This window comes from Enterobacter sp. E1 (genome assembly GCF_016809815.1).
Lineage (GTDB): Bacteria > Pseudomonadota > Gammaproteobacteria > Enterobacterales > Enterobacteriaceae > Enterobacter > Enterobacter adelaidei.
The window spans coordinates 24,157-42,217 of record NZ_JAFBJM010000001.1 but is presented as its reverse complement, the minus strand read 5'-3'; the positions used below and the strand labels follow the sequence as shown (position 1 = coordinate 42,217).

Annotated in this window: 15 protein-coding genes; 6 read left to right on the top strand and 9 right to left on the bottom strand. The window is 53.7% G+C overall.

What is annotated here, in order from left to right; genetic code table 11:
* Positions 1 to 48 precede the first annotated feature (48 nt).
* Positions 49 to 993, bottom strand: a complete 945-nt coding sequence (gene ydgH / locus JGF26_RS00200) for a DUF1471 family protein YdgH (protein WP_028017329.1) — start codon at positions 991 to 993, stop codon at positions 49 to 51.
* A gap of 535 nt (positions 994 to 1,528) precedes the next feature.
* Here ydgH and pntA point away from each other — a divergent pair.
* The gene (gene pntA / locus JGF26_RS00195) at positions 1,529 to 3,058 is read left to right on the top strand and encodes a Re/Si-specific NAD(P)(+) transhydrogenase subunit alpha (RefSeq protein WP_049006288.1); all 1,530 of its coding nucleotides are present in this window, start codon (positions 1,529 to 1,531) and stop codon (positions 3,056 to 3,058) included.
* A 10-nt stretch (positions 3,059 to 3,068) separates the two neighbouring features.
* On the top strand, positions 3,069 to 4,457 hold the full coding sequence (pntB, locus tag JGF26_RS00190) for a Re/Si-specific NAD(P)(+) transhydrogenase subunit beta (protein WP_028017331.1): 1,389 nt from the start codon (positions 3,069 to 3,071) through the stop codon (positions 4,455 to 4,457).
* Positions 4,458 to 4,514: 57 nt separating this feature from the next.
* Here pntB and uspE read toward each other — a convergent pair whose 3' ends face one another.
* The 7 genes from uspE to JGF26_RS00155 all read right to left on the bottom strand — a co-directional run bounded on the left by uspE (position 4,515) and on the right by JGF26_RS00155 (position 11,690).
* A complete protein-coding gene (gene uspE / locus JGF26_RS00185) occupies positions 4,515 to 5,465 on the bottom strand; it encodes a universal stress protein UspE (RefSeq protein WP_028017332.1) in 951 nt (316 codons plus the stop codon).
* A 109-nt stretch (positions 5,466 to 5,574) separates the two neighbouring features.
* The gene (locus JGF26_RS00180; protein ID WP_008500541.1) at positions 5,575 to 5,769 is read right to left on the bottom strand and encodes a hypothetical protein; all 195 of its coding nucleotides are present in this window, start codon (positions 5,767 to 5,769) and stop codon (positions 5,575 to 5,577) included.
* Positions 5,770 to 5,904: 135 nt separating this feature from the next.
* Complete coding sequence (fnr, locus tag JGF26_RS00175) at positions 5,905 to 6,657, bottom strand: fumarate/nitrate reduction transcriptional regulator Fnr (RefSeq protein ID WP_006174991.1); 753 nt, start codon at positions 6,655 to 6,657, stop codon at positions 5,905 to 5,907.
* A 183-nt stretch (positions 6,658 to 6,840) separates the two neighbouring features.
* Complete coding sequence (ogt, locus tag JGF26_RS00170; RefSeq protein ID WP_134707603.1) at positions 6,841 to 7,356, bottom strand: methylated-DNA--[protein]-cysteine S-methyltransferase; 516 nt, start codon at positions 7,354 to 7,356, stop codon at positions 6,841 to 6,843.
* Positions 7,357 to 7,366: 10 nt separating this feature from the next.
* Positions 7,367 to 8,893 (bottom strand): p-aminobenzoyl-glutamate transporter, encoded by a 1,527-nt coding sequence (abgT, locus tag JGF26_RS00165; RefSeq protein WP_134707604.1) that lies wholly within the window; start codon positions 8,891 to 8,893, stop codon positions 7,367 to 7,369.
* Between the two features lie 41 nt (positions 8,894 to 8,934).
* Positions 8,935 to 10,380, bottom strand: coding sequence for a M20 family metallopeptidase (locus JGF26_RS00160; RefSeq protein ID WP_134707605.1), 1,446 nt, complete (start codon positions 10,378 to 10,380; stop codon positions 8,935 to 8,937).
* Positions 10,380 to 11,690 carry a M20 family metallo-hydrolase gene (locus JGF26_RS00155; RefSeq protein WP_134707606.1) on the bottom strand — a complete coding sequence of 437 codons (1,311 nt, stop codon included), beginning with the start codon at positions 11,688 to 11,690 and terminating at the stop codon, positions 10,380 to 10,382. The genes JGF26_RS00160 and JGF26_RS00155 overlap by 1 nt, the downstream gene beginning before the upstream one ends.
* A gap of 175 nt (positions 11,691 to 11,865) precedes the next feature.
* Here JGF26_RS00155 and JGF26_RS00150 point away from each other — a divergent pair, with 175 nt between their 5' ends.
* Positions 11,866 to 12,777: a LysR family transcriptional regulator gene (locus JGF26_RS00150; protein ID WP_028017337.1), complete on the top strand. Its 912-nt coding sequence runs from the start codon at positions 11,866 to 11,868 to the stop codon at positions 12,775 to 12,777.
* Positions 12,778 to 13,134: 357 nt separating this feature from the next.
* On the top strand, positions 13,135 to 13,698 hold the full coding sequence (gene smrA / locus JGF26_RS00145) for a DNA endonuclease SmrA (RefSeq protein WP_028017338.1): 564 nt from the start codon (positions 13,135 to 13,137) through the stop codon (positions 13,696 to 13,698).
* 27 nt (positions 13,699 to 13,725) lie between these two features.
* On the opposite strand, the gene JGF26_RS00140 is transcribed toward smrA, so the two are convergent.
* Positions 13,726 to 15,387 (bottom strand): methyl-accepting chemotaxis protein, encoded by a 1,662-nt coding sequence (locus JGF26_RS00140; RefSeq protein ID WP_028017339.1) that lies wholly within the window; start codon positions 15,385 to 15,387, stop codon positions 13,726 to 13,728.
* Between the two features lie 144 nt (positions 15,388 to 15,531).
* Between JGF26_RS00140 and JGF26_RS00135 the strand changes: the two genes are divergently transcribed.
* Together JGF26_RS00135 and JGF26_RS00130 are read left to right on the top strand one after the other, a co-directional pair.
* Positions 15,532 to 16,398, top strand: a complete 867-nt coding sequence (locus tag JGF26_RS00135) for an aldo/keto reductase family oxidoreductase (protein WP_134707607.1) — start codon at positions 15,532 to 15,534, stop codon at positions 16,396 to 16,398.
* Positions 16,399 to 16,537: 139 nt separating this feature from the next.
* Positions 16,538 to 18,061 (top strand): cyclic diguanylate phosphodiesterase, encoded by a 1,524-nt coding sequence (locus JGF26_RS00130; RefSeq protein WP_028017341.1) that lies wholly within the window; start codon positions 16,538 to 16,540, stop codon positions 18,059 to 18,061.

Sequence of the window (18,061 nt, the reverse complement as noted above, 5' to 3'; positions counted from 1 at the left end):
AAGTAACAAAAAAAGGCGGCATTGCGCCGCCTTTGATCAATGATTTTGTTACTTGTAGAGATCGGCGCTGATCGTCACGTTGTTGCCACGTTCCTGCCACTGGCGGGTGATGTGGTAGTATTTCGCCCCTTTCTTCGCCGCACGCTTCGCGACCTGATAAGAGACTTCCGTCATGTTGCCGTAGTTGCCGGTAAACTTGATGCTGTCGAACGGCACCATCTGTGCAGCAGTGGCGTTGTTCAGCTCTTCAATTTTGGTACCGTCTGGCAGCGTCACGGAATAACGGCCACCTTTCGTGGATTGCGTTTCGAAGAAACGACCCACTTCAGCGCTTGGTGCAGCAGATGTTGCTACGCCAGGGATTTCAACTTTCTTCGCTGCCTCACCGCCTTTTGCGATTGCCGCGCGGCCTGCTTCGGAATCAGCCGGGATAACATCCGGACTTTGCAGAACACGTTTTTTCGCATCTTCTTTATAGATGAACGCGGTAATGCGCTGGTTGCCGCCCTGGTTAGCATCCACCTGACGCACGATATAGAAAGAGTATGCACCTTTCTCTTTCGCCGCTTTGGTGATGGCATCGTTCACTTCAGGCTGGCTGCGATAGAAGCCCTGAACGGTGACGGTGTCATAAGGTTCCAATGCGATCGCTTGATCTTTTGGCAGTTCAACAATGCCATTAATCACGCGGTTTTTCGGTGCATCAGCTTTCGGTGCATTGTCTTTGAACAGCGCAATCGTTACGCGCTGATTACCGCTGTTACCATAATCAGACTGGTCAACGACGTAAAACGAGGCCGCACCATTTTTATCGGCGGCTTTTGATGCTGCGGCGACGGCATCGCCAATGGAATTGTAACGACCCACAATGACCGTATGGTCAAAAGGTTTTAACGCTGCCGCTTGCTCCGGCGTTAACTCTGTTGCGGCATTCGCAGACAGGGCGGTCGCACAGAGAAGTGCGGACGCCAGGAGTGTGTTCTTAAGCTTCATAAAAATAATCCTTCGCCTTGCGCAAACCATGTACTGGTATTGTTGTTAATTTGAGACGGTCCCGATTATGGCATTTAAAACCTGTCGCTGTCTGCGGCATTTTTCACTGCCAGTGCTTACTGAATCACCGAATTCGATAACATTTAGTGATATGTTGAAAAAACAGACGTTTGACAAGTAAAACTGATAAAGCTTATGACTTTCACAAGTTAATTTAATGTTAATAACTTGTTCTCTTATGGCGCTATATCATGTTTTTACCGCTTCGCTTGCGCGATTTATCGGCTTCGACGATGAATTTAAGGTAAATATCACTGTCAGTGACGCCGATCGCTTATTTTTCACAGATAAAGTAAGAAATAGTGTTTTCTGGCGGTAGATCACGGGCGCTATTTTCAGTAGGTTATAGACAGTTTGTTACTGTTTTATTTTCCGGGGTTAATCATATCTCGTCGCTATTGTGATGGCGAAAATTGATACAAACCGCGGGCATTTATCGACAAACCATCATCAAAAACCGATGGAAGGGAAAACTATGCGTATTGGGGTACCAAAAGAACGGTTAGCCAATGAAACCCGCGTAGCGGCAACACCGAAAACGGTGGAGCAACTGCTTAAACTGGGTTTTACCGTCGCGGTTGAAAGCGGCGCAGGCAAACTGGCGAGTTTCGATGACGAAGCCTTCATCCAGGCTGGCGCGGAAGTGGTGGACAGTGCTGAAGTCTGGCAGTCACCGGTGATTCTGAAGGTGAACGCACCGGAAGAGAGTGAGATTGCGCTGCTCAATCCAGGTACGACGCTGGTGAGTTTCATCTGGCCTGCGCAAAATCCTGAGCTGATGGAGAAGCTGGCGGCACGTGGCGTGACCGTGATGGCCATGGATTCTGTGCCGCGTATTTCGCGTGCCCAGTCGCTGGATGCCTTAAGCTCCATGGCAAACATTGCCGGCTACCGCGCCATTGTTGAAGCGGCCCACGAATTTGGTCGCTTCTTTACCGGTCAAATCACTGCGGCGGGTAAAGTCCCTCCGGCGAAGGTGATGGTGATTGGCGCGGGCGTTGCGGGCCTTGCTGCAATCGGTGCAGCAAATAGCCTGGGGGCTATCGTGCGCGCGTTTGACACCCGTCCTGAGGTTAAGGAACAGGTTCAAAGTATGGGTGCCGAATTCCTTGAGCTGGACTTCAAGGAAGAAGCAGGCAGCGGCGATGGTTACGCGAAGGTGATGTCTGAAGCCTTTATCAAAGCCGAAATGGAACTCTTCGCCGCCCAGGCGAAAGATGTCGATATTATTGTCACCACTGCGCTTATCCCGGGTAAACCCGCGCCGAAGCTGATCACCCGTGAAATGGTCGATTCCATGAAGCCGGGCAGCGTAATTGTCGACCTGGCGGCGCAAAACGGCGGTAACTGTGAATATACCGTCCCGAATCAGGTGACCACGACCGCGAACGGCGTGAAGGTGATCGGTTATACCGATCTGCCGGGTCGCTTGCCAACGCAGTCTTCTCAGCTGTACGGCACCAACCTCGTTAACCTGCTGAAACTGCTCTGCAAAGAGAAAGACGGCAACGTCACCGTTGATTTCGACGATGTGGTCGTACGTGGCGTTACCGTGGTTCGTGAAGGTGAAATCACCTGGCCTGCGCCACCTATTCAGGTTTCTGCTCAGCCTCAGGCTGCACCGAAAGCGGCGCCAGAACCTAAAGAACCTGCCAAACCCGCTTCTCCATGGCGCAAATACGCGATCATGGCGCTGGCGATTATTCTGTTCGGCTGGCTGGCTAACGTTGCACCGAAAGAGTTCCTCGGCCACTTTACCGTCTTCGCGCTCTCCTGCGTGGTGGGTTACTACGTGGTGTGGAACGTCTCCCATGCCTTGCATACACCACTGATGTCGGTCACCAACGCCATCTCGGGGATTATCGTGGTTGGGGCGTTACTGCAGATTGGTCATGGCGGCTGGATCAGCTTCCTGAGCTTTGTTGCGGTGTTGATCGCCAGTATCAATATTTTCGGTGGTTTCACCGTGACTCAGCGCATGCTGAAAATGTTTCGTAAAGGCTAAGGGGTAGCATATGTCTGGAGGATTAGTGACAGCCGCATACATTGTTGCTGCAATCCTGTTTATTTTCAGTCTGGCGGGGCTTTCCAAACACGAAACGTCTCAGCAGGGTAATAACTTTGGTATCGCCGGGATGGCGATTGCACTGATTGCCACCATCTTCGGGCCGGACACCGGCAACGTTGCGTGGATCCTGGTGGCGATGATCATCGGCGGTGCGATTGGTATTCGTCTGGCGAAACGCGTTGAAATGACCGAGATGCCGGAGCTGGTTGCGATTCTGCACAGCTTTGTCGGTCTGGCGGCGGTGCTGGTAGGCTTCAACAGCTACCTGTACCACACCCCGGGTCTGGAACCGATTCTGGTGAACATACACCTGACGGAAGTGTTCCTCGGAATCTTCATCGGTGCGGTCACCTTCACCGGCTCCATTGTTGCGTTCGGTAAACTGCGCGGTAAGATCTCGTCTAAACCGCTGATGCTGCCAAACCGTCATAAGCTGAACCTGGCGGCGCTGGTGGTGTCGTTTGTGCTGCTGGTGGTCTTCGTGCGTACCGAAAGCGTGGGCTTGCAGGTACTGGCGTTGCTGGTGATGACCATTATTGCGCTGGCATTCGGCTGGCACCTGGTGGCCTCCATCGGTGGTGCGGATATGCCAGTGGTCGTCTCCATGCTGAACTCCTACTCCGGTTGGGCGGCTGCGGCGGCAGGTTTTATGCTGAGCAACGACCTGCTGATCGTCACCGGTGCGCTGGTGGGTTCTTCCGGTGCGATCCTGTCTTACATCATGTGTAAAGCGATGAACCGTTCGTTCATCAGCGTTATCGCCGGTGGGTTTGGTTCTGATGGTTCCTCGACGGGTTCTGACGAAGAAGTGGGTGAGCACCGCGAGATTAACGCGGAAGATACTGCTGATATGCTGAAAAACTCGCATTCAGTCATTATCACCCCAGGCTATGGCATGGCGGTAGCACAGGCTCAGTATCCGGTCGCGGAGATCACTGAGAAGCTGCGCGCGCGCGGGATCAAGGTTCGCTTTGGTATTCACCCGGTGGCAGGGCGTCTGCCAGGTCACATGAACGTACTGCTGGCGGAAGCGAAAGTGCCGTACGACATCGTGCTGGAAATGGACGAGATCAACGATGATTTCGCCGAGACCGACACCGTGCTGGTCATCGGTGCTAACGACACCGTGAACCCGGCGGCGCAGGACGATCCGCGTAGCCCAATCGCCGGTATGCCGGTTCTGGAAGTGTGGAAGGCGCAGAACGTCATTGTCTTCAAACGCTCCATGAACACTGGCTATGCCGGGGTTCAGAACCCGCTGTTCTTCAAAGAGAACACCCATATGCTGTTTGGCGACGCCAAAGCCAGCGTGGATGCGATTCTGAAAGCGCTGTAAGTTGTACTAAATGAAAAAGCCGCCAATTCTGGCGGCTTTTTTATCCCCAAACGCTGTTTAATCGTCTTCCGGGTCGTCCATCTCAACCGGCGTCTGGTACTCATCCGGTTTAATGACCAGCAGGTCACAACGCAGATGGTCGATCACCTGTTCGGCGGTATTGCCGAGGAATGCGGCAGAAATACCGGTTCGACCAATGGTGCCCAGCACGACAATCCCGGCCTGCAAATGTTCGGCTAAATCCGGGATAACCTCTTCAGGCAACCCTTTTTCCACGTGGGTCATTTTCTCATCAATGCTGAATTTCTGGCGCAGCGCTTTCATGGCTAACAGGTGCTGACCACGGATGGCGTCGTTATACACGCTCGGGTCAAATTCAGGCAGTTCAATGGCGATATTGATAGGCGTCACCGGATACGCGCCAACCAGATGCACTTCGGTGTGATTGACCTGTTCAGCGAGCTGGATTGTCTCCTTAACCAGCTTCTCGTTCAGCGCATTGTGGTAATCCTCTTCGCTGGCGAGATTGACTGCCACGACGGCCTTACCGCCTTCAGGCCACGGCTGGTCTTTCACCATCCAGACCGGGCAAGGGCATTTACGCAGCAGATGCCAGTCGGTAGGGGTGAAGATCACGGATTCCAGCTTGTCGTGCTGGTGCGCCATCTTCAGCAGCAGGTCATGCTCACCGGCAACGACTTCCTGGATAATGGCTTCGAAAGGTCGGTTATGCCAGACCACCTTAATATCAATAGGAACTCCCGCTTCCAGGTAATACTTCGCCTGTTCGCGGATCCACGCGGTACGCTGGCTGATCACTCCCTGACGCATAGCGGTGCGCTCGTCAGGCGACAGAAGGGTGGTCATCTCATATGAGAAGTCATAGATCGGCAAAAACGCTTTGATTTTGCCACCAATCCGTTGATGTAAATACACAGCACGTCGTAATGCCGGCTGATCGTCCTGATTCGGATCGATAGCTACCAGCATGTTTTGATACTTTGCCATACAGGTCTCCTTACTACTGTCACCACAGTCTGTAATTAAAAGAGTAACCTATATATCCTGAATGAAACAGGGGGGAGGTTTTGCCAGATCAATAATTCATGAAAAATTATCAGAGGAAAAGAACGGTCGTTGTCACCGCAATAAATGCAATAAACAGCAACACCATCACTGCTATCGCAAAGGTCGTGGAATCCTGAACGTAGGTTTTTTCCTCCCCCTTCATCGGGCCGACAAGCATGATCCAGATGAAGATAAAGGTCACTGAGGCAATCACGACTGAAACGAAAAATAAACTTTCTCTCAATTCATAACCTCAACGAGAACCTTTTGGGCGCTGTGTGGGGACGTGCTACGGTGAAAATGTCAGATAACGGAAGTGTTAATATGCCAGACCAATAAATCAAGAAAATTTATTGGTCTGGCAATATACATATGGGCTTTATGCCACGTTACGGGCGTGCCCGGCAAGAACGGCCAGTGCTTCGCCGTTTTCGATCGTGATGTATTTACCCTTAACAGCCAGCATACCGCTTTTCTGGAAACGGCCCAGCAGACGGCTGATGGTTTCCACGGTCAGGCCCAGGTAGTTGCCGATATCGCCACGCGTCATGGTCAGACGGAATTCTCGTGGAGAGAAACCACGCTCAGCGAAGCGACGGGAGAGGTTGTAGATAAACGCAGCCAGGCGCTCTTCTGCATTCTTTTTGGAAAGCAGCAGGATCATGTCCTGATCGCCTTTGATCTCACCGCTCATCAGGCGCATCATCTGCTGGCGCAGATTAGGCATTTTTCCGGACAGGTCATCCAGAGTTTCAAACGGGATTTCGCAAACCATAGAGGTTTCGAGCGCCTGAGCAAAGCTCGGGTGGTGGCCAGTGCCGATGGCATCAAAGCCAACCAGGTCACCCGCCAGATGGAAGCCGGTGATCTGCTCATCACCCTGTTCGGTGATGGTGTAGCTCTTGATGGTGCCAGAACGGATAGCATAGAGCGATTTCAGTTCGTCTCCCGCTTTAAACAGCGTCTGCCCTTTCTGAATAGGCTTTTTGCGCTCGATGATATTATCAAGCTGATCAAGTTCATGCTCATTCAGGGTAAACGGGATACAGAGCTGGCTGATGCTGCAATCCTGGCAATGGATAGCACAACCGCCAGACTGAATGCGTCGTATAATTCGCTTTTCCGGGATCATAGGTTTGCTCAAGCCTTAATTGATATTGGTCAATTTTAACATCTTTTTGGTAAGTACGTAAGCCTGGCAAACTCTCAATAAGAACAAGAGACGGCAATGCGCTGCCATCTCCTTGAAATTCCACAGCTTGATTATGGATTTTTAGCCTAACCGGTAGAAAATTAAGCACAAAAAGCCTGGGATTTACAGCAGAAGATACCCTTCGTGACGCAGTAACCACTCTTTGCGCTGTACGCCTCCGGCATACCCCGTCATGGTGCCGTTGCGGCCAATCACTCGATGGCAGGGCACCACGATGCTGACCGGGTTGGAGCCATTCGCGGCACCCACTGCGCGTGCCGCCCCGGCGCGGCCTAACTGCTCCGCGAGCTGGCCATAATGCATGACCTGTCCGCACGGGATAGTCCGCAGCGCTTGCCACACTTCGCGCTGGAAAGGTGTTCCGGCCGTGGCGGTGGGTAGGATGTCGATGCTGCTGAGATCGCCCTCAAAGTACGCCGCAAGCTTGTCGCTCAGTCCACCAGGGTTGGTGGCACTGATACGTTCATACCCCTGTGAGCGGTAATGAATATCGAGCAGATCTTCCATGCGATCGCTGTGCTCTTCCCACTCAACGGCACGCAGACAAAACTGCTCGTCCGCGATCACCCACAGCGGCCCAAGCGGCGTCGCAATCTTATCTTCGAGTAATCTCAGCATCCTCGTTCCTTTAGTTCAGCCTCGGGTAGATCCCCGGTCCAATTGGCAGGCCGACAAGATACCACGCCACCAGCATGACCAGCCATACTCCTAAAAAGATAAGCGGGTAGGGCAAAACCAGCGAATAGTAGGTACCCAGTTTGGCTTCAGGTTTATAGCGCTGCAGGAAGCCTAAAAACAGCGGAACAAACGGCGAAACCGGCGCCAGCGGGATGACGGAGGAGTCAGCGATACGGAACAGGATCTGGGCAAATGCCGGGTGGAACCCCAGCATCATAAACATCGGCACGAAGATCGGGGCCAGAATTGACCAGATGGCCGATCCGCTGGCGATGAACATGCACAGCAGGGATGACAGTAGCGCCAGACCGACAAACGCCGGGACGCCGCTTAACCCGGCAGCCTCCAGCGCGTCGGTCAGGCCGACGGCCATAAATTTGCCCATGTTGCTCCAGTTAAACATGGCGACGAACTGAGCCAGCGGGAAAACCATCACGATAAAGCCCGCCATCTCTTTCATCGGCTCGATCATCAGCTGCGGCAGATCGGCCTGACGGCGAATTTTACCGGTAGCGATGCCGTAGGCGAGCGACACGACAAAGAAAAACAGAATAATCAGCGGCACAATGCCCTGAATAAAGGGTGAGGGAAGTACGGTATGTTTGACCGGATCGCGCAGAATACCGCTTTCCGGCACCACCATTAGCGCCACCAGGGCGATAAAGGCCAGCGAGACCACGCCCGCCACGCGCAGGCCGAAGCGCTGTTCTTTGCTCAGGGTTTCCAGCTTTTCATCGCTGCGACCTTCCCATTTTCCCAGACGCGGTTCGATGATCTTATCGGTTATCAGCCCGCCGACAATCGTCAGGACAATGACCGAGCTTGCCATAAAGTACCAGTTATCGATGACGCTGACATGTATCGCGGGGTCGATAGTTTTCGCCGCCTCCGTACTGATGCCCGAGAGCAGTACGTCGGTAGTGACAATCAGCAGATTGGCGGTAAAACCGCACCCGACACCCGCAATTGCCGACAGCAGACCCGCTACAGGGTGACGTCCGACTGCGAGGAAAATCAGCGCGCCCATGGGCGGCATAATGACCAGCGCAGCATCGGAAGAGATATGGCTGAAGAAGGCGATAAACAGCACCATATAGCTGGCGTAACGTGCGCTGACGTGAGAGGCCATTTTCACCATCAGGGCCGGTAACAGTCCTACTCGCTCCGCGAGCCCTGCACCCAGAACCAGCGCCAGAATGGCACCAAGCGGGGCGAAACCGCTGAAGTTTTTGATGACGTTGGGTAAAAACCAGTGCAACCCTTCCACGCTGAGCAGGTTTTTTACCGCCACCAGGCTGCCGTCAGCCGGACTTCGCACGCTGACGCCGAAGGCGGAGAGCACGGCAGTGGCGACCATCAAAACCACGATTAACCAGATAAAAAGCAGGAAAGGGTGCGGTACTTTATTGCCGATCCTTTCAACCCAGCCATAGAGCTTACCGGATGGGGAATGCGAAGGTATGGATGACATACTCATGGGCGTTCCTCGTGACTATTGTGTTGTTGTGTTGTGTTTTTTTATTTTAAAGGTGACGGTGTCACACCTTGTGGGATCGGACACACGTACGGTTTTTCTTGTATTTGTTGTTCAAACTCTTCCCGGCATTTTTTCAGCAGTTCTGCATCCTGTAGCAGATTTAGCGCGGTAGCTCCCATCACTTTTCCGGCCAGCAGCATGCCTTTGTGGGCAATGGAGGTACGTCCCTGCGCCACCAGTTGCCAGGTGTGCAGCGGCGTGCCGACGGTAAAGCAGGGGCTGAAGCACTGTGCAACGGGCATTTTCCAGCTGACGTCGCCCACGTCGGTTGAACCCGCCAGCACGTTGTCGGTGATGGAATAGGGCGCGATTTCATCCACCAGCAGCGTCTCCTGGTGGCGGCGGGCAAAGGCTTTACCGGCTTCCCCGCCTGTTGCAGCAATATTTTTCAGACTGTTTTGCAGATCGTTTGGCGTCAGTGTGGCGCGGATCTCGCGGGCAAAATCGCGCTCTTCGGTGGTCCATTCGGGCGTACCGTAGTGCTGCATTGCGCGATACATCGCCGCCTCGAGCGTACGGTTCGGCAGGTAGCTGGAGCAGGCTTTATCAAAGCGACACTCGACGGTGGTTTCGGTCATCATCGCTGCGCCCTGAGCGATTTTCCCAATGCGTTCATAGATTTGTTGTGCGTCGGCCATCTCCGGAGCGCGGATCAGGTACAACACTTCGGCCTGCGCCTGCACCACGTTGGGTGAAATGCCCCCGGTGTCAGTAATGGCGTAATGGACGCGCGCTTTCTCGATGATGTGTTCGTTAAGGAAGTTGGTGCCAGTAGTCATCAGTGTTACGGCATCCAGCGCGCTGCGTCCAAGATGGGGAGAGTTGGCCGCATGCGCCGCCACGCCGTGAAAACGCCAGGCGGCCTGAATGTTGGCCAGCGTACTGACGTTAAACATGCCAGCAAACGCTTCCGGGTGCCAGGTGACGGCGGCATCGACGTCATCAAACAGACCCTCACGCACCATAAAGGTTTTTCCGGAGCCGCCTTCTTCACCGGGGCAGCCGTAAAAACGCACTGTTCCGCTACCACCGTGTTGTTCCAGCCAGCTTTTTACCGCCATTGCCCCCGCAAATGCTGCAGTACCTAAGAGATTATGCCCGCAGCCGTGGCCGTTAGCTCCCGGCGTGGCGGATTGCGCTGCGGCACAGTGCGCCTGCTGGCTTAAGCCGGCCAGCGCGTCGTATTCGCCCAGCAGAGCGATAACCGGTTTCCCGCTGCCGAAGCTGGCGATAAAGGCATTCGGAATGCCACCCGCTTCACGGGTTAGCGTGAAGCCTTCGGCCTCCAGCGCACTGGCGAGCCGTTCAGCTGACCAGAACTCTTCAAAACGCGTTTCGGGATGATCCCAAATCTCGTCGGCAATATCGGTTAACATCCGACATCGCGTGTCGATCGCATCGGCAATAAAAGCGTAGTTCTCCTGCATCACACACCTCGCGTCCACGGGAAATTAAGCGCAGTCCGCGCCAGCGTTTCGATGGCAACAGCCATTATCTGCTCATCAAAGTCGAATTTTTCATTGTGATGTCCGGCGCTCAAATTCGTGCCAAACACCATATATGACGCCATGCCGCCGTTCAGCTGCACGCGGGCCATCATTAACGTGGCGTCTTCGGAACCCGCCGGGGCTTTAACGTTATCAATGGCATGCACCACGCCGGACACCTGGCCTGCCTGCTCGCGCAGATAATCGACCCAGGCGGGGGTGGGGGCGCTGGAGGTGGCGGCTCCCATCAGGCGTATCTCGGCCGTCACGCCATAGAGTGCCGCCGCGCCGGTAATAACAGACTGTGCTCGTTCAAAGACATACTGATTAATGGCTTCGCTTTCGCCGCGGGTTTCAACCTTGATCATCGCATTGGCAGGTACCACGTTGCGTCCGCTGCCCGCCTGCATTACCCCAACGTTCACCCGGGATGCACCTTCGCTGTGCGGTGCAATGCTGTGCAGGGCGATGGCGGCTTGCGCCGCGGCGAGCAGAGCGTTACGCCCGTCCTCCGGTTTACCGCCTGCGTGTGCGGCAACGCCGGTAAAGTTCACGTCGAACTTGGTCGTCGCCATAAAGTTATCGCTGCCGCAGACAACCGTACCGGCAGGCACGCCGGTACCAATATGGATGGCCGTGAAATAGTCCACGTCGTCCAGCGCTCCGGCAGCGACCATGGCGCGTGCGCCGCGCGTCCCTTCTTCGGCAGGCTGGAAGATCAGTTTGAGGGTACCATTGAGTTGTGATTCACTCTGCTTAAGCACCTGTGCCAGTCCCAGACCAATGGTGGTATGGCCGTCGTGCGCGCAGGCGTGCATCATCCCAGGATTGCAGGAGGCAAATCCGTCGCGATACGGGCGGTGGCTGTCGTCGAGTGCTTCACTTAAATCAAGGGCATCCATGTCCACGCGAAACGCCAGGGTCGGCCCTGGTCGGCCGGTATTGAGGGTCGCTACAATCCCGGTAAATCCGCCTTCAAACGGCGCGAGCCATTTCTCAGGCGCGCCTTGTGCACGAGCGCGGTCAAACTCCCGCGCAAGGGTGGCGTCATCAGGCAGCCCCATACGGCTTTCGGCATCCACTACGTCGCGGCCCATCGCCAGTTCGTAACCCATTGAGTCAAGGATTTCCGCGACCTTCGCGGCGGTACGAAACTCCACCCAGCCGGATTCTGCAAAATGGTGAAAATCGCGACGCCATGCCCTTAGCTGCGGCGTTAATGTCTGGATGTATTGCGCCAGTGTGTTCATATCTGTTCCTGTTATCATTAAAATATGTGAACTGCTTCACGCTGTGATAGTTTTTACTTATCACTAACCGTTTTTTCACAGTTTTAACCGTTCAGGAATTACCCTCGCACATCCCTTTCTATTAAAGTAGATGACAGTTTCTTTACTCTGATAAACAACGGTTATCGGTCGGGCTATGTCATTTCAGATTAAATTTCATCAAATCCGGGCGTTTGTTGAAGTCGCGCGCCAGGGCAGTATTCGTGGTGCCAGCAGGGCGCTCAATCTGTCACAACCGGCGCTGACCAAATCCATCAAAGAGCTGGAAGAGGGCATGGCGGCGCAGCTTTTTGTGCGCAGGAGTAAGGGCGTGGCATTGACCGAATGTGGCGAAGGTTTTTACCCGCGCGCCAGGCTGATTCTGGAAGAGTTACGTGCGGCGCAGGATGACATTCGCCAGCGGCAGGGGGAACTGGCCGGGCAAATCAACATTGGGATGGGGGCCAGTGTTTCACGCAGCCTCATGCCCGCCGTCATCACCCGCTTTCATGCGCAGCACCCGCAGGTCAAAGTCCGGATTATGGAAGGGCAACTGGTGTCGATGATCAATGAACTACGCCAGGGGGAGCTGGACTTTACCATCAACACCTATTATCAGGGACCTTACGACCATGAATTTACGTTTGAAAAGCTGTTCGAAAAACCGTTTGCGGTATTTTGCCGGAAAGGGCATCCGGCGACAGGAGCAACCTCTATTAATGAACTTTTGCATTATAACTGGACAATGCCGACGCCACGGGGAAGTTATTATAAGCAATTAGAGGATGTATTTAACCATCGCTCGCAAATACCGCGGATTGGTGTGGTCTGTGAAACGTTTACTTCCTGTATTAGCCTTGTCGCGCAAAGTGATTTTTTAAGTATATTGCCACTGGAACTGGGCTGTGACCCGCTGCTGGCGCACCGTCTGGTCATGATCCCGGTTATCGAGTCGCTTCCAAAAGCGGCATATTATTTAGTTCAGCGCCGTGATTCACGTCAGACGCCTCTTGCCGAATCGTTAATAACGCAATTCAGAAGAGAAGCGAGAAAAATAGTCGTAGAGTGAAGTTTATATAATAAAAAAAACAGGGTCTGCCCGACATCAGACAGACCCTACAGTACACACAGCAGTGCGTCCTTTCGCAGATCCTGAGTGTTATATCCATGGGGCAGGTTTATTTAGTTATAACACCTTTCCTGAAAATTGAAAGGCGGGTGAGTGATTGATTTCACGAATTTTTAACACAAATCACTTATTTTATCTTTGCTAAAATTTTAGTTAAGTGTGGTTTAAGTCTGTGGGGGGATTATTATATCTATTCATCAGGTTAATATTTATACCATATCTCGCGGTATAACGGTTATTGAGGCCCCTGTCTGGCACAGGTATAGTACAGTCCTCAGATGTAGCCGGAGGATATCCATGAACCCTGACGACAAATCCTTTTTTCTTGACGCCATGGAGGATGTCCAGCCCCTGAAGCGCAGCCCGGATATTCACTGGCAGCCAAGCCGCAATACGCGGTCGCGCCAGGAGATGGATACCGAACAGCTGGATAACTTCCTGACCCTGGGCTTTCTGGAACTTCTGCCCCTTGAAGAGGCGCTGGCGTTCCAGCGCGAAGGGGTGCAGCAGGGCGTTATTGATAAGCTACGCACGGGTAAATATGCCCGCCAGGCCAGCTTAAATCTCTTACGTCAGCCCGCCGAACGCTGCCGTCAGATGCTGTATTCTTTTATTCGCCAGGCCGGACGTGACGGGTTACGTAACCTGATTATCATTCACGGGAAAGGGCGTGAGCAGAACTCCCATCCTAATGTGGTGCGCAGCTATCTGGCGCGCTGGTTAACCGAGTTTGAGGAAGTGCAGGCTTTCTGCGTGGCGCTGCCGCATCACGGCGGCAGCGGGGCATGTTATGTTTCGCTACGAAAATCCGATGAAGCGAAACAGGAAAACTGGGAGCGGCACGCCAAGCGCAGCCGCTAGCGGGCGATAGCCTCGCCCGCCATAGACTTAGAACGTTTCCCAGTTGCTGTCGGTAGAGGCGGTTGTCGTTGCCGGACGCAGCAACTGCGGTGTCTTCACATTGGCCGGGCGCGGGGCTGCGACTTTTTCTTTGCCGTTCAGACGAAATGCCGCCACTGCCTGGCGCAGCTGTTCAGACTGATCTTCCAGCGCCGCCGCCGCCGTGGCGGACTCCTGCACCAGCGCGGCGTTTTGCTGTGTCACGCTGTCCATCTGTGAAACGGCCAGGCTTACCTGTTCGATACCACGGCTCTGTTCATCGGATGCCGACGAAATCTCACCCATAATATCGGTCACACGGGTAACGGCAGCGACAATCTCTTTCATGGTGGTGCCAGCTTCGCTAACCTGCTCAGAACCGGTATTCACCCGGCTGACGGAGTTTTCGATAAGCCCTTTGATCTCTTTCGCCGCCTGCGCACTGCGGCTCGCCAGCGTCCGGACTTCGCCTGCCACAACCGCAAAACCACGACCCTGCTCCCCGGCACGAGCAGCTTCCACCGCTGCGTTAAGTGCCAGAATGTTCGTCTGGAAAGCGATGCTGTCAATCACGCCGGTAATGTGCGCAATTTGCTGCGAACTGTCAGCAATTTCGGTCATGGTGCGAACAACGTTATCCACCACGTGACCGCCACGGGCTGCGGTTTCAGAGGCGTTTTTCGCCAGTAGCGTAGCCTGACGGGCGTTATCGGAGTTCTGTTTAACCGTTGCGGTCAGTTCTTCCATGCTGGCGGCGGTCTCCTCGAGCGAGGAGGCCTGCTGCTCGGTGCGGGCGGAAAGATCGTTGCTGCCTGCGGCAATTTCGCCAGCGCCGGTGTAGATGGAGTCAGTGCTCCCACGTACGGCGCTGACGGTGGTCACCAGCGACTGCTGCATATCCTGCAGACCTGCGGCCAGTTGACCCATCTCATTGCGACCCGTGATGACGATATCCTGCGTCAGATCGCCGCCCGCAATCGCGCGAATATGGTTCATAATGGTGTTGAGGGGTTTTAACAGCAGATGTTGTAAGCCCTGCCAGATCACTACCAGTACCGCGATAACGGCCAGCAAAATAGCCGCCAGCGTCCATTGCATCTGGGTAAAGCTGCTCTGGTTCTCTTCCGTTGCGGCCTTCAGCAGGGTGTTGTTTTCGGCACGCCAGCGGTTATAGACCGCTTCCATATCGTCCTGGGCCTGTTGAGCGTCCAGATCGCCATAGGCCTGGTAGTTATCGGCACGCAGGTACTCAATCGATAAACGCATCACTTCGTGCATCTGGTTCCAGGACTTCTGCATTTCGTCGGTTAATGCCGCATCCTGACCCTTAACCTGCGGCAGTTTCTGCCACTCTTTGTTGTAGGCCTCGGCTTTTGCCAGCGAGTCGCCTGCGGTGCCAAGCAGTTTGTTTATCGCCGCAAGGGAAGCCGGGTCACGCTGGTTTTTCAGGTAACGGATCGCCACGCGGGTGACGGTGACGCGGGTTTTCACCAGCGTGTTCACGCTGTCGCTCAGACTCTCCTGTTGGGCATTGAGCACCCCGGAGTTCTGGAAGTTATGGCGATCGTTGCTGACAGCAGAGTAGAACAACCCTCCCGTGACAACTTGCAACAGACAGAATATGGTGAGGGCAAAGATAATACCGGTAATCACGTGCAGATTTTTCAGCATAGCGGTCGTCCGTTAGAGAAAATGCAGGGGTACTCCAATACTATCGTCGTAGAGAATTTAAACTTTAATTTAACTCGCGCTTAACCAAGGGTTCTCTCAGGGAACCTGTTGTAAATCCGGATCATTTTTATGAGGCAGGTTAACATGAGCAGCATTGATAAAAGCGGGACGTACGCGCTCGGGACGCGGACGGTTAAACGACTGGGCTATGGCGCGATGCAGCTTGCCGGGCCGGGCGTCTTTGGTCCACCGAAGGATAAGCTGGCCGCGCTGGACGTGCTGCGTGAAGCCGTCGCGGCGGGGGTGAACCACATTGATACCAGTGATTTTTATGGTCCGCATATTACCAATCAACTGATCCGCGAAGCACTTCATCCTTACCGGGACGATCTGACTATCGTGACCAAAATCGGTGCCCGTCGCGACAGTAAAGGTGCCTGGCTGCCGGCCTTTTCCGCGCAGGAACTGACTCAGGCGGTGCATGACAACCTGCGTAATCTGCAGCTTGACGTGCTGGACGTGGTGAATTTGCGAATTATGTTCAGCACACACGGGCCTGCGGAAGGGTCGATTGCGGAACCGCTTTCCACCCTGGCAGAGCTACAACAGCAAGGGCTGGTGCGTCATATTGGTCTGAGCAATGTGACGGCCACTCAGGTTGCGGAAGCGCAGAAGATGGTGCCGGTGGTGTGCGTGCAGAACATGTACAACATTGTAAACCGGGGGGACGATGTGCTGGTGGATGGGTTGGCGCAGCAGGGCATTGCGTATGTACCGTTCTTCCCGCTCGGAGGTTTTACGCCACTGCAATCTTCCGGGCTGCAGGCCGTTGCTGATTCACTGGGCGCAACGGCAATGCAGGTGGCGCTGGCGTGGTTGTTGCAACGTTCCCCGAACATCTTGCTGATCCCCGGAACCTCTTCCGTGACGCATCTGCGGCAAAACCTTGCGGCGGGGGCACTGCACCTACCGCCTGAAGCCGTGAAAACGCTAAATTCGCTGGTGGACTAAACCTGATATAAGCAAAACCCGGAAAATTTCCGGGTTTTGTTTGCAACACCCTGAGATTTGTCTCTTTTTTCAGTGGTTATTTTTAATGTTGTCGACCATGCTCTTTGTACTGATAATGCTAAGTACAGTTGAGACGGCAATGCGCAATGTCTTTATTCCTGTCATAACAGCAGTGGCTATTTTTATTGCTGGCGTTTTTATCCTCAATATACAGCTCTGGTATTCAGCTCGGGTTGATAGCTCGTCGGGAGCCAGATACGCCGTTAACAATATCAATGCCATTCTTGATGAAGCACGGGTTGCAGCCAGAACCGCGACGGAAATTATTGCGAAGGGATGTGATGCAGATGGGCAGTATCAGCTTGGTACGGAGGCCGCTCTGCAACCCCATCTCAGAACCATCGTTATTCTGAAAAAGGGGCAACCCTGGTGTTCATCTCTGCCGGGGAATCGTATTTTATTATTAAATATTAATGATATACCTTTTTCAGAATTACTGCTCACGCCGGCGAGCGATACGGTAAACGGACGACCTGTTTTGTTATTTCAGACCCACTTTGCCACCAATCGAATTATGGTCAGCGTGAGCGATAGCCATATCCGTGACGCTCTGAGTACGCCTCTGGAGCATGTTAATTACGCACTGGTGGTGGGCGGTTACGCTCTTGATGCTTCCGGCAATTTCACCATCACTCATCGCCAGGAAACGCAGGTCGGGCAGGCCCGGTCGGGAAATTACCCCTATAGCGTCAGATATAATCTTCCTCCTCTGTTTAGCGTACAAAGGCTGATCGAACACGGGGCAGGCATCATGCTGTTTTTACTGCTGATCTCCGGTACTGCCGCTTACGTTTTGCATAAGTATCTGAACAAAAACACCCTGCCTGAAGAGTCACTTCGTACCGCAATTGCCCGGGGGGAAATCGTTCCGTTTTACCAGCCTGTGGTGAATGGCAGAGAAGGCACTTTGCGGGGCGTGGAGGTGCTGGCAAGATGGAAGCATCCGCAGGCGGGCTATATTTCTCCGGCTACATTCATTCCCATTGCTGAAAAATCGGGGCTGATTGTTCCTCTGACGCAAAGCCTGATGGCGCAGGTGACGACACAGATGAACGCGATTTCCACGAAATTACCGGAAGGGTTTCACGTCGGGTTGAATTTCAGTGCCCCCCACATTGCGATGCCGACCTTCCTGGATGAGTGCCTGAAGTACAAGGATAGTTTCGTCAGAAAAGATCTGAACCTGGTGATCGAAGTGACAGAGCGGGAACCGCTGGATATTGATGAAAACCTTGTCCAGACCCTGAATGTGCTCCATGAAAAAGGGTTCGCTATTGCACTGGATGATTTTGGTACCGGCTATTCTGGACTCTCTTATCTGCATGATCTGCATATTGATTATATCAAAATTGACCATAGCTTCGTCAGCCGGGTGAACGAGCATGCGGACTCTACCCGCATCCTCGACTGTGTGCTGGATCTGGCGCGTAAACTCTCCATCAGCATTGTAGCGGAAGGCGTAGAGACGAAGGCGCAGCTAGACTACCTCAATCGCAATAACATCGTCTTTCAGCAGGGGTACTACTTTTTTAAACCGGTTCCTTTTACCGAGCTTATTCATATTTTGTTGTCGAAGCCGAAGGTGAAAGTGGTGGTGGAGTAA

Excerpts from the sequence above, each read along its gene's own strand:
- JGF26_RS00135 (WP_134707607.1), top strand. The coding sequence starts at position 15,532 with ATGAGCAGCATTGATAAAAGCGGGACGTACGCGCTCGGGACGCGGACG.
- ydgH (WP_028017329.1), bottom strand. The coding sequence starts at position 993 with ATGAAGCTTAAGAACACACTCCTGGCGTCCGCACTTCTCTGTGCGACC.
- abgT (WP_134707604.1), bottom strand. The coding sequence starts at position 8,893 with ATGAGTATGTCATCCATACCTTCGCATTCCCCATCCGGTAAGCTCTAT.
- JGF26_RS00150 (WP_028017337.1), top strand. The coding sequence starts at position 11,866 with ATGTCATTTCAGATTAAATTTCATCAAATCCGGGCGTTTGTTGAAGTC.
- smrA (WP_028017338.1), top strand. The coding sequence starts at position 13,135 with ATGAACCCTGACGACAAATCCTTTTTTCTTGACGCCATGGAGGATGTC.
- JGF26_RS00130 (WP_028017341.1), top strand. The coding sequence starts at position 16,538 with ATGCGCAATGTCTTTATTCCTGTCATAACAGCAGTGGCTATTTTTATT.
- pntA (WP_049006288.1), top strand. The coding sequence starts at position 1,529 with ATGCGTATTGGGGTACCAAAAGAACGGTTAGCCAATGAAACCCGCGTA.
- uspE (WP_028017332.1), bottom strand. The coding sequence starts at position 5,465 with ATGGCAAAGTATCAAAACATGCTGGTAGCTATCGATCCGAATCAGGAC.
- pntB (WP_028017331.1), top strand. The coding sequence starts at position 3,069 with ATGTCTGGAGGATTAGTGACAGCCGCATACATTGTTGCTGCAATCCTG.
- ogt (WP_134707603.1), bottom strand. The coding sequence starts at position 7,356 with ATGCTGAGATTACTCGAAGATAAGATTGCGACGCCGCTTGGGCCGCTG.
- fnr (WP_006174991.1), bottom strand. The coding sequence starts at position 6,657 with ATGATCCCGGAAAAGCGAATTATACGACGCATTCAGTCTGGCGGTTGT.
- JGF26_RS00155 (WP_134707606.1), bottom strand. The coding sequence starts at position 11,690 with ATGAACACACTGGCGCAATACATCCAGACATTAACGCCGCAGCTAAGG.
- JGF26_RS00140 (WP_028017339.1), bottom strand. The coding sequence starts at position 15,387 with ATGCTGAAAAATCTGCACGTGATTACCGGTATTATCTTTGCCCTCACC.
- JGF26_RS00160 (WP_134707605.1), bottom strand. The coding sequence starts at position 10,380 with ATGCAGGAGAACTACGCTTTTATTGCCGATGCGATCGACACGCGATGT.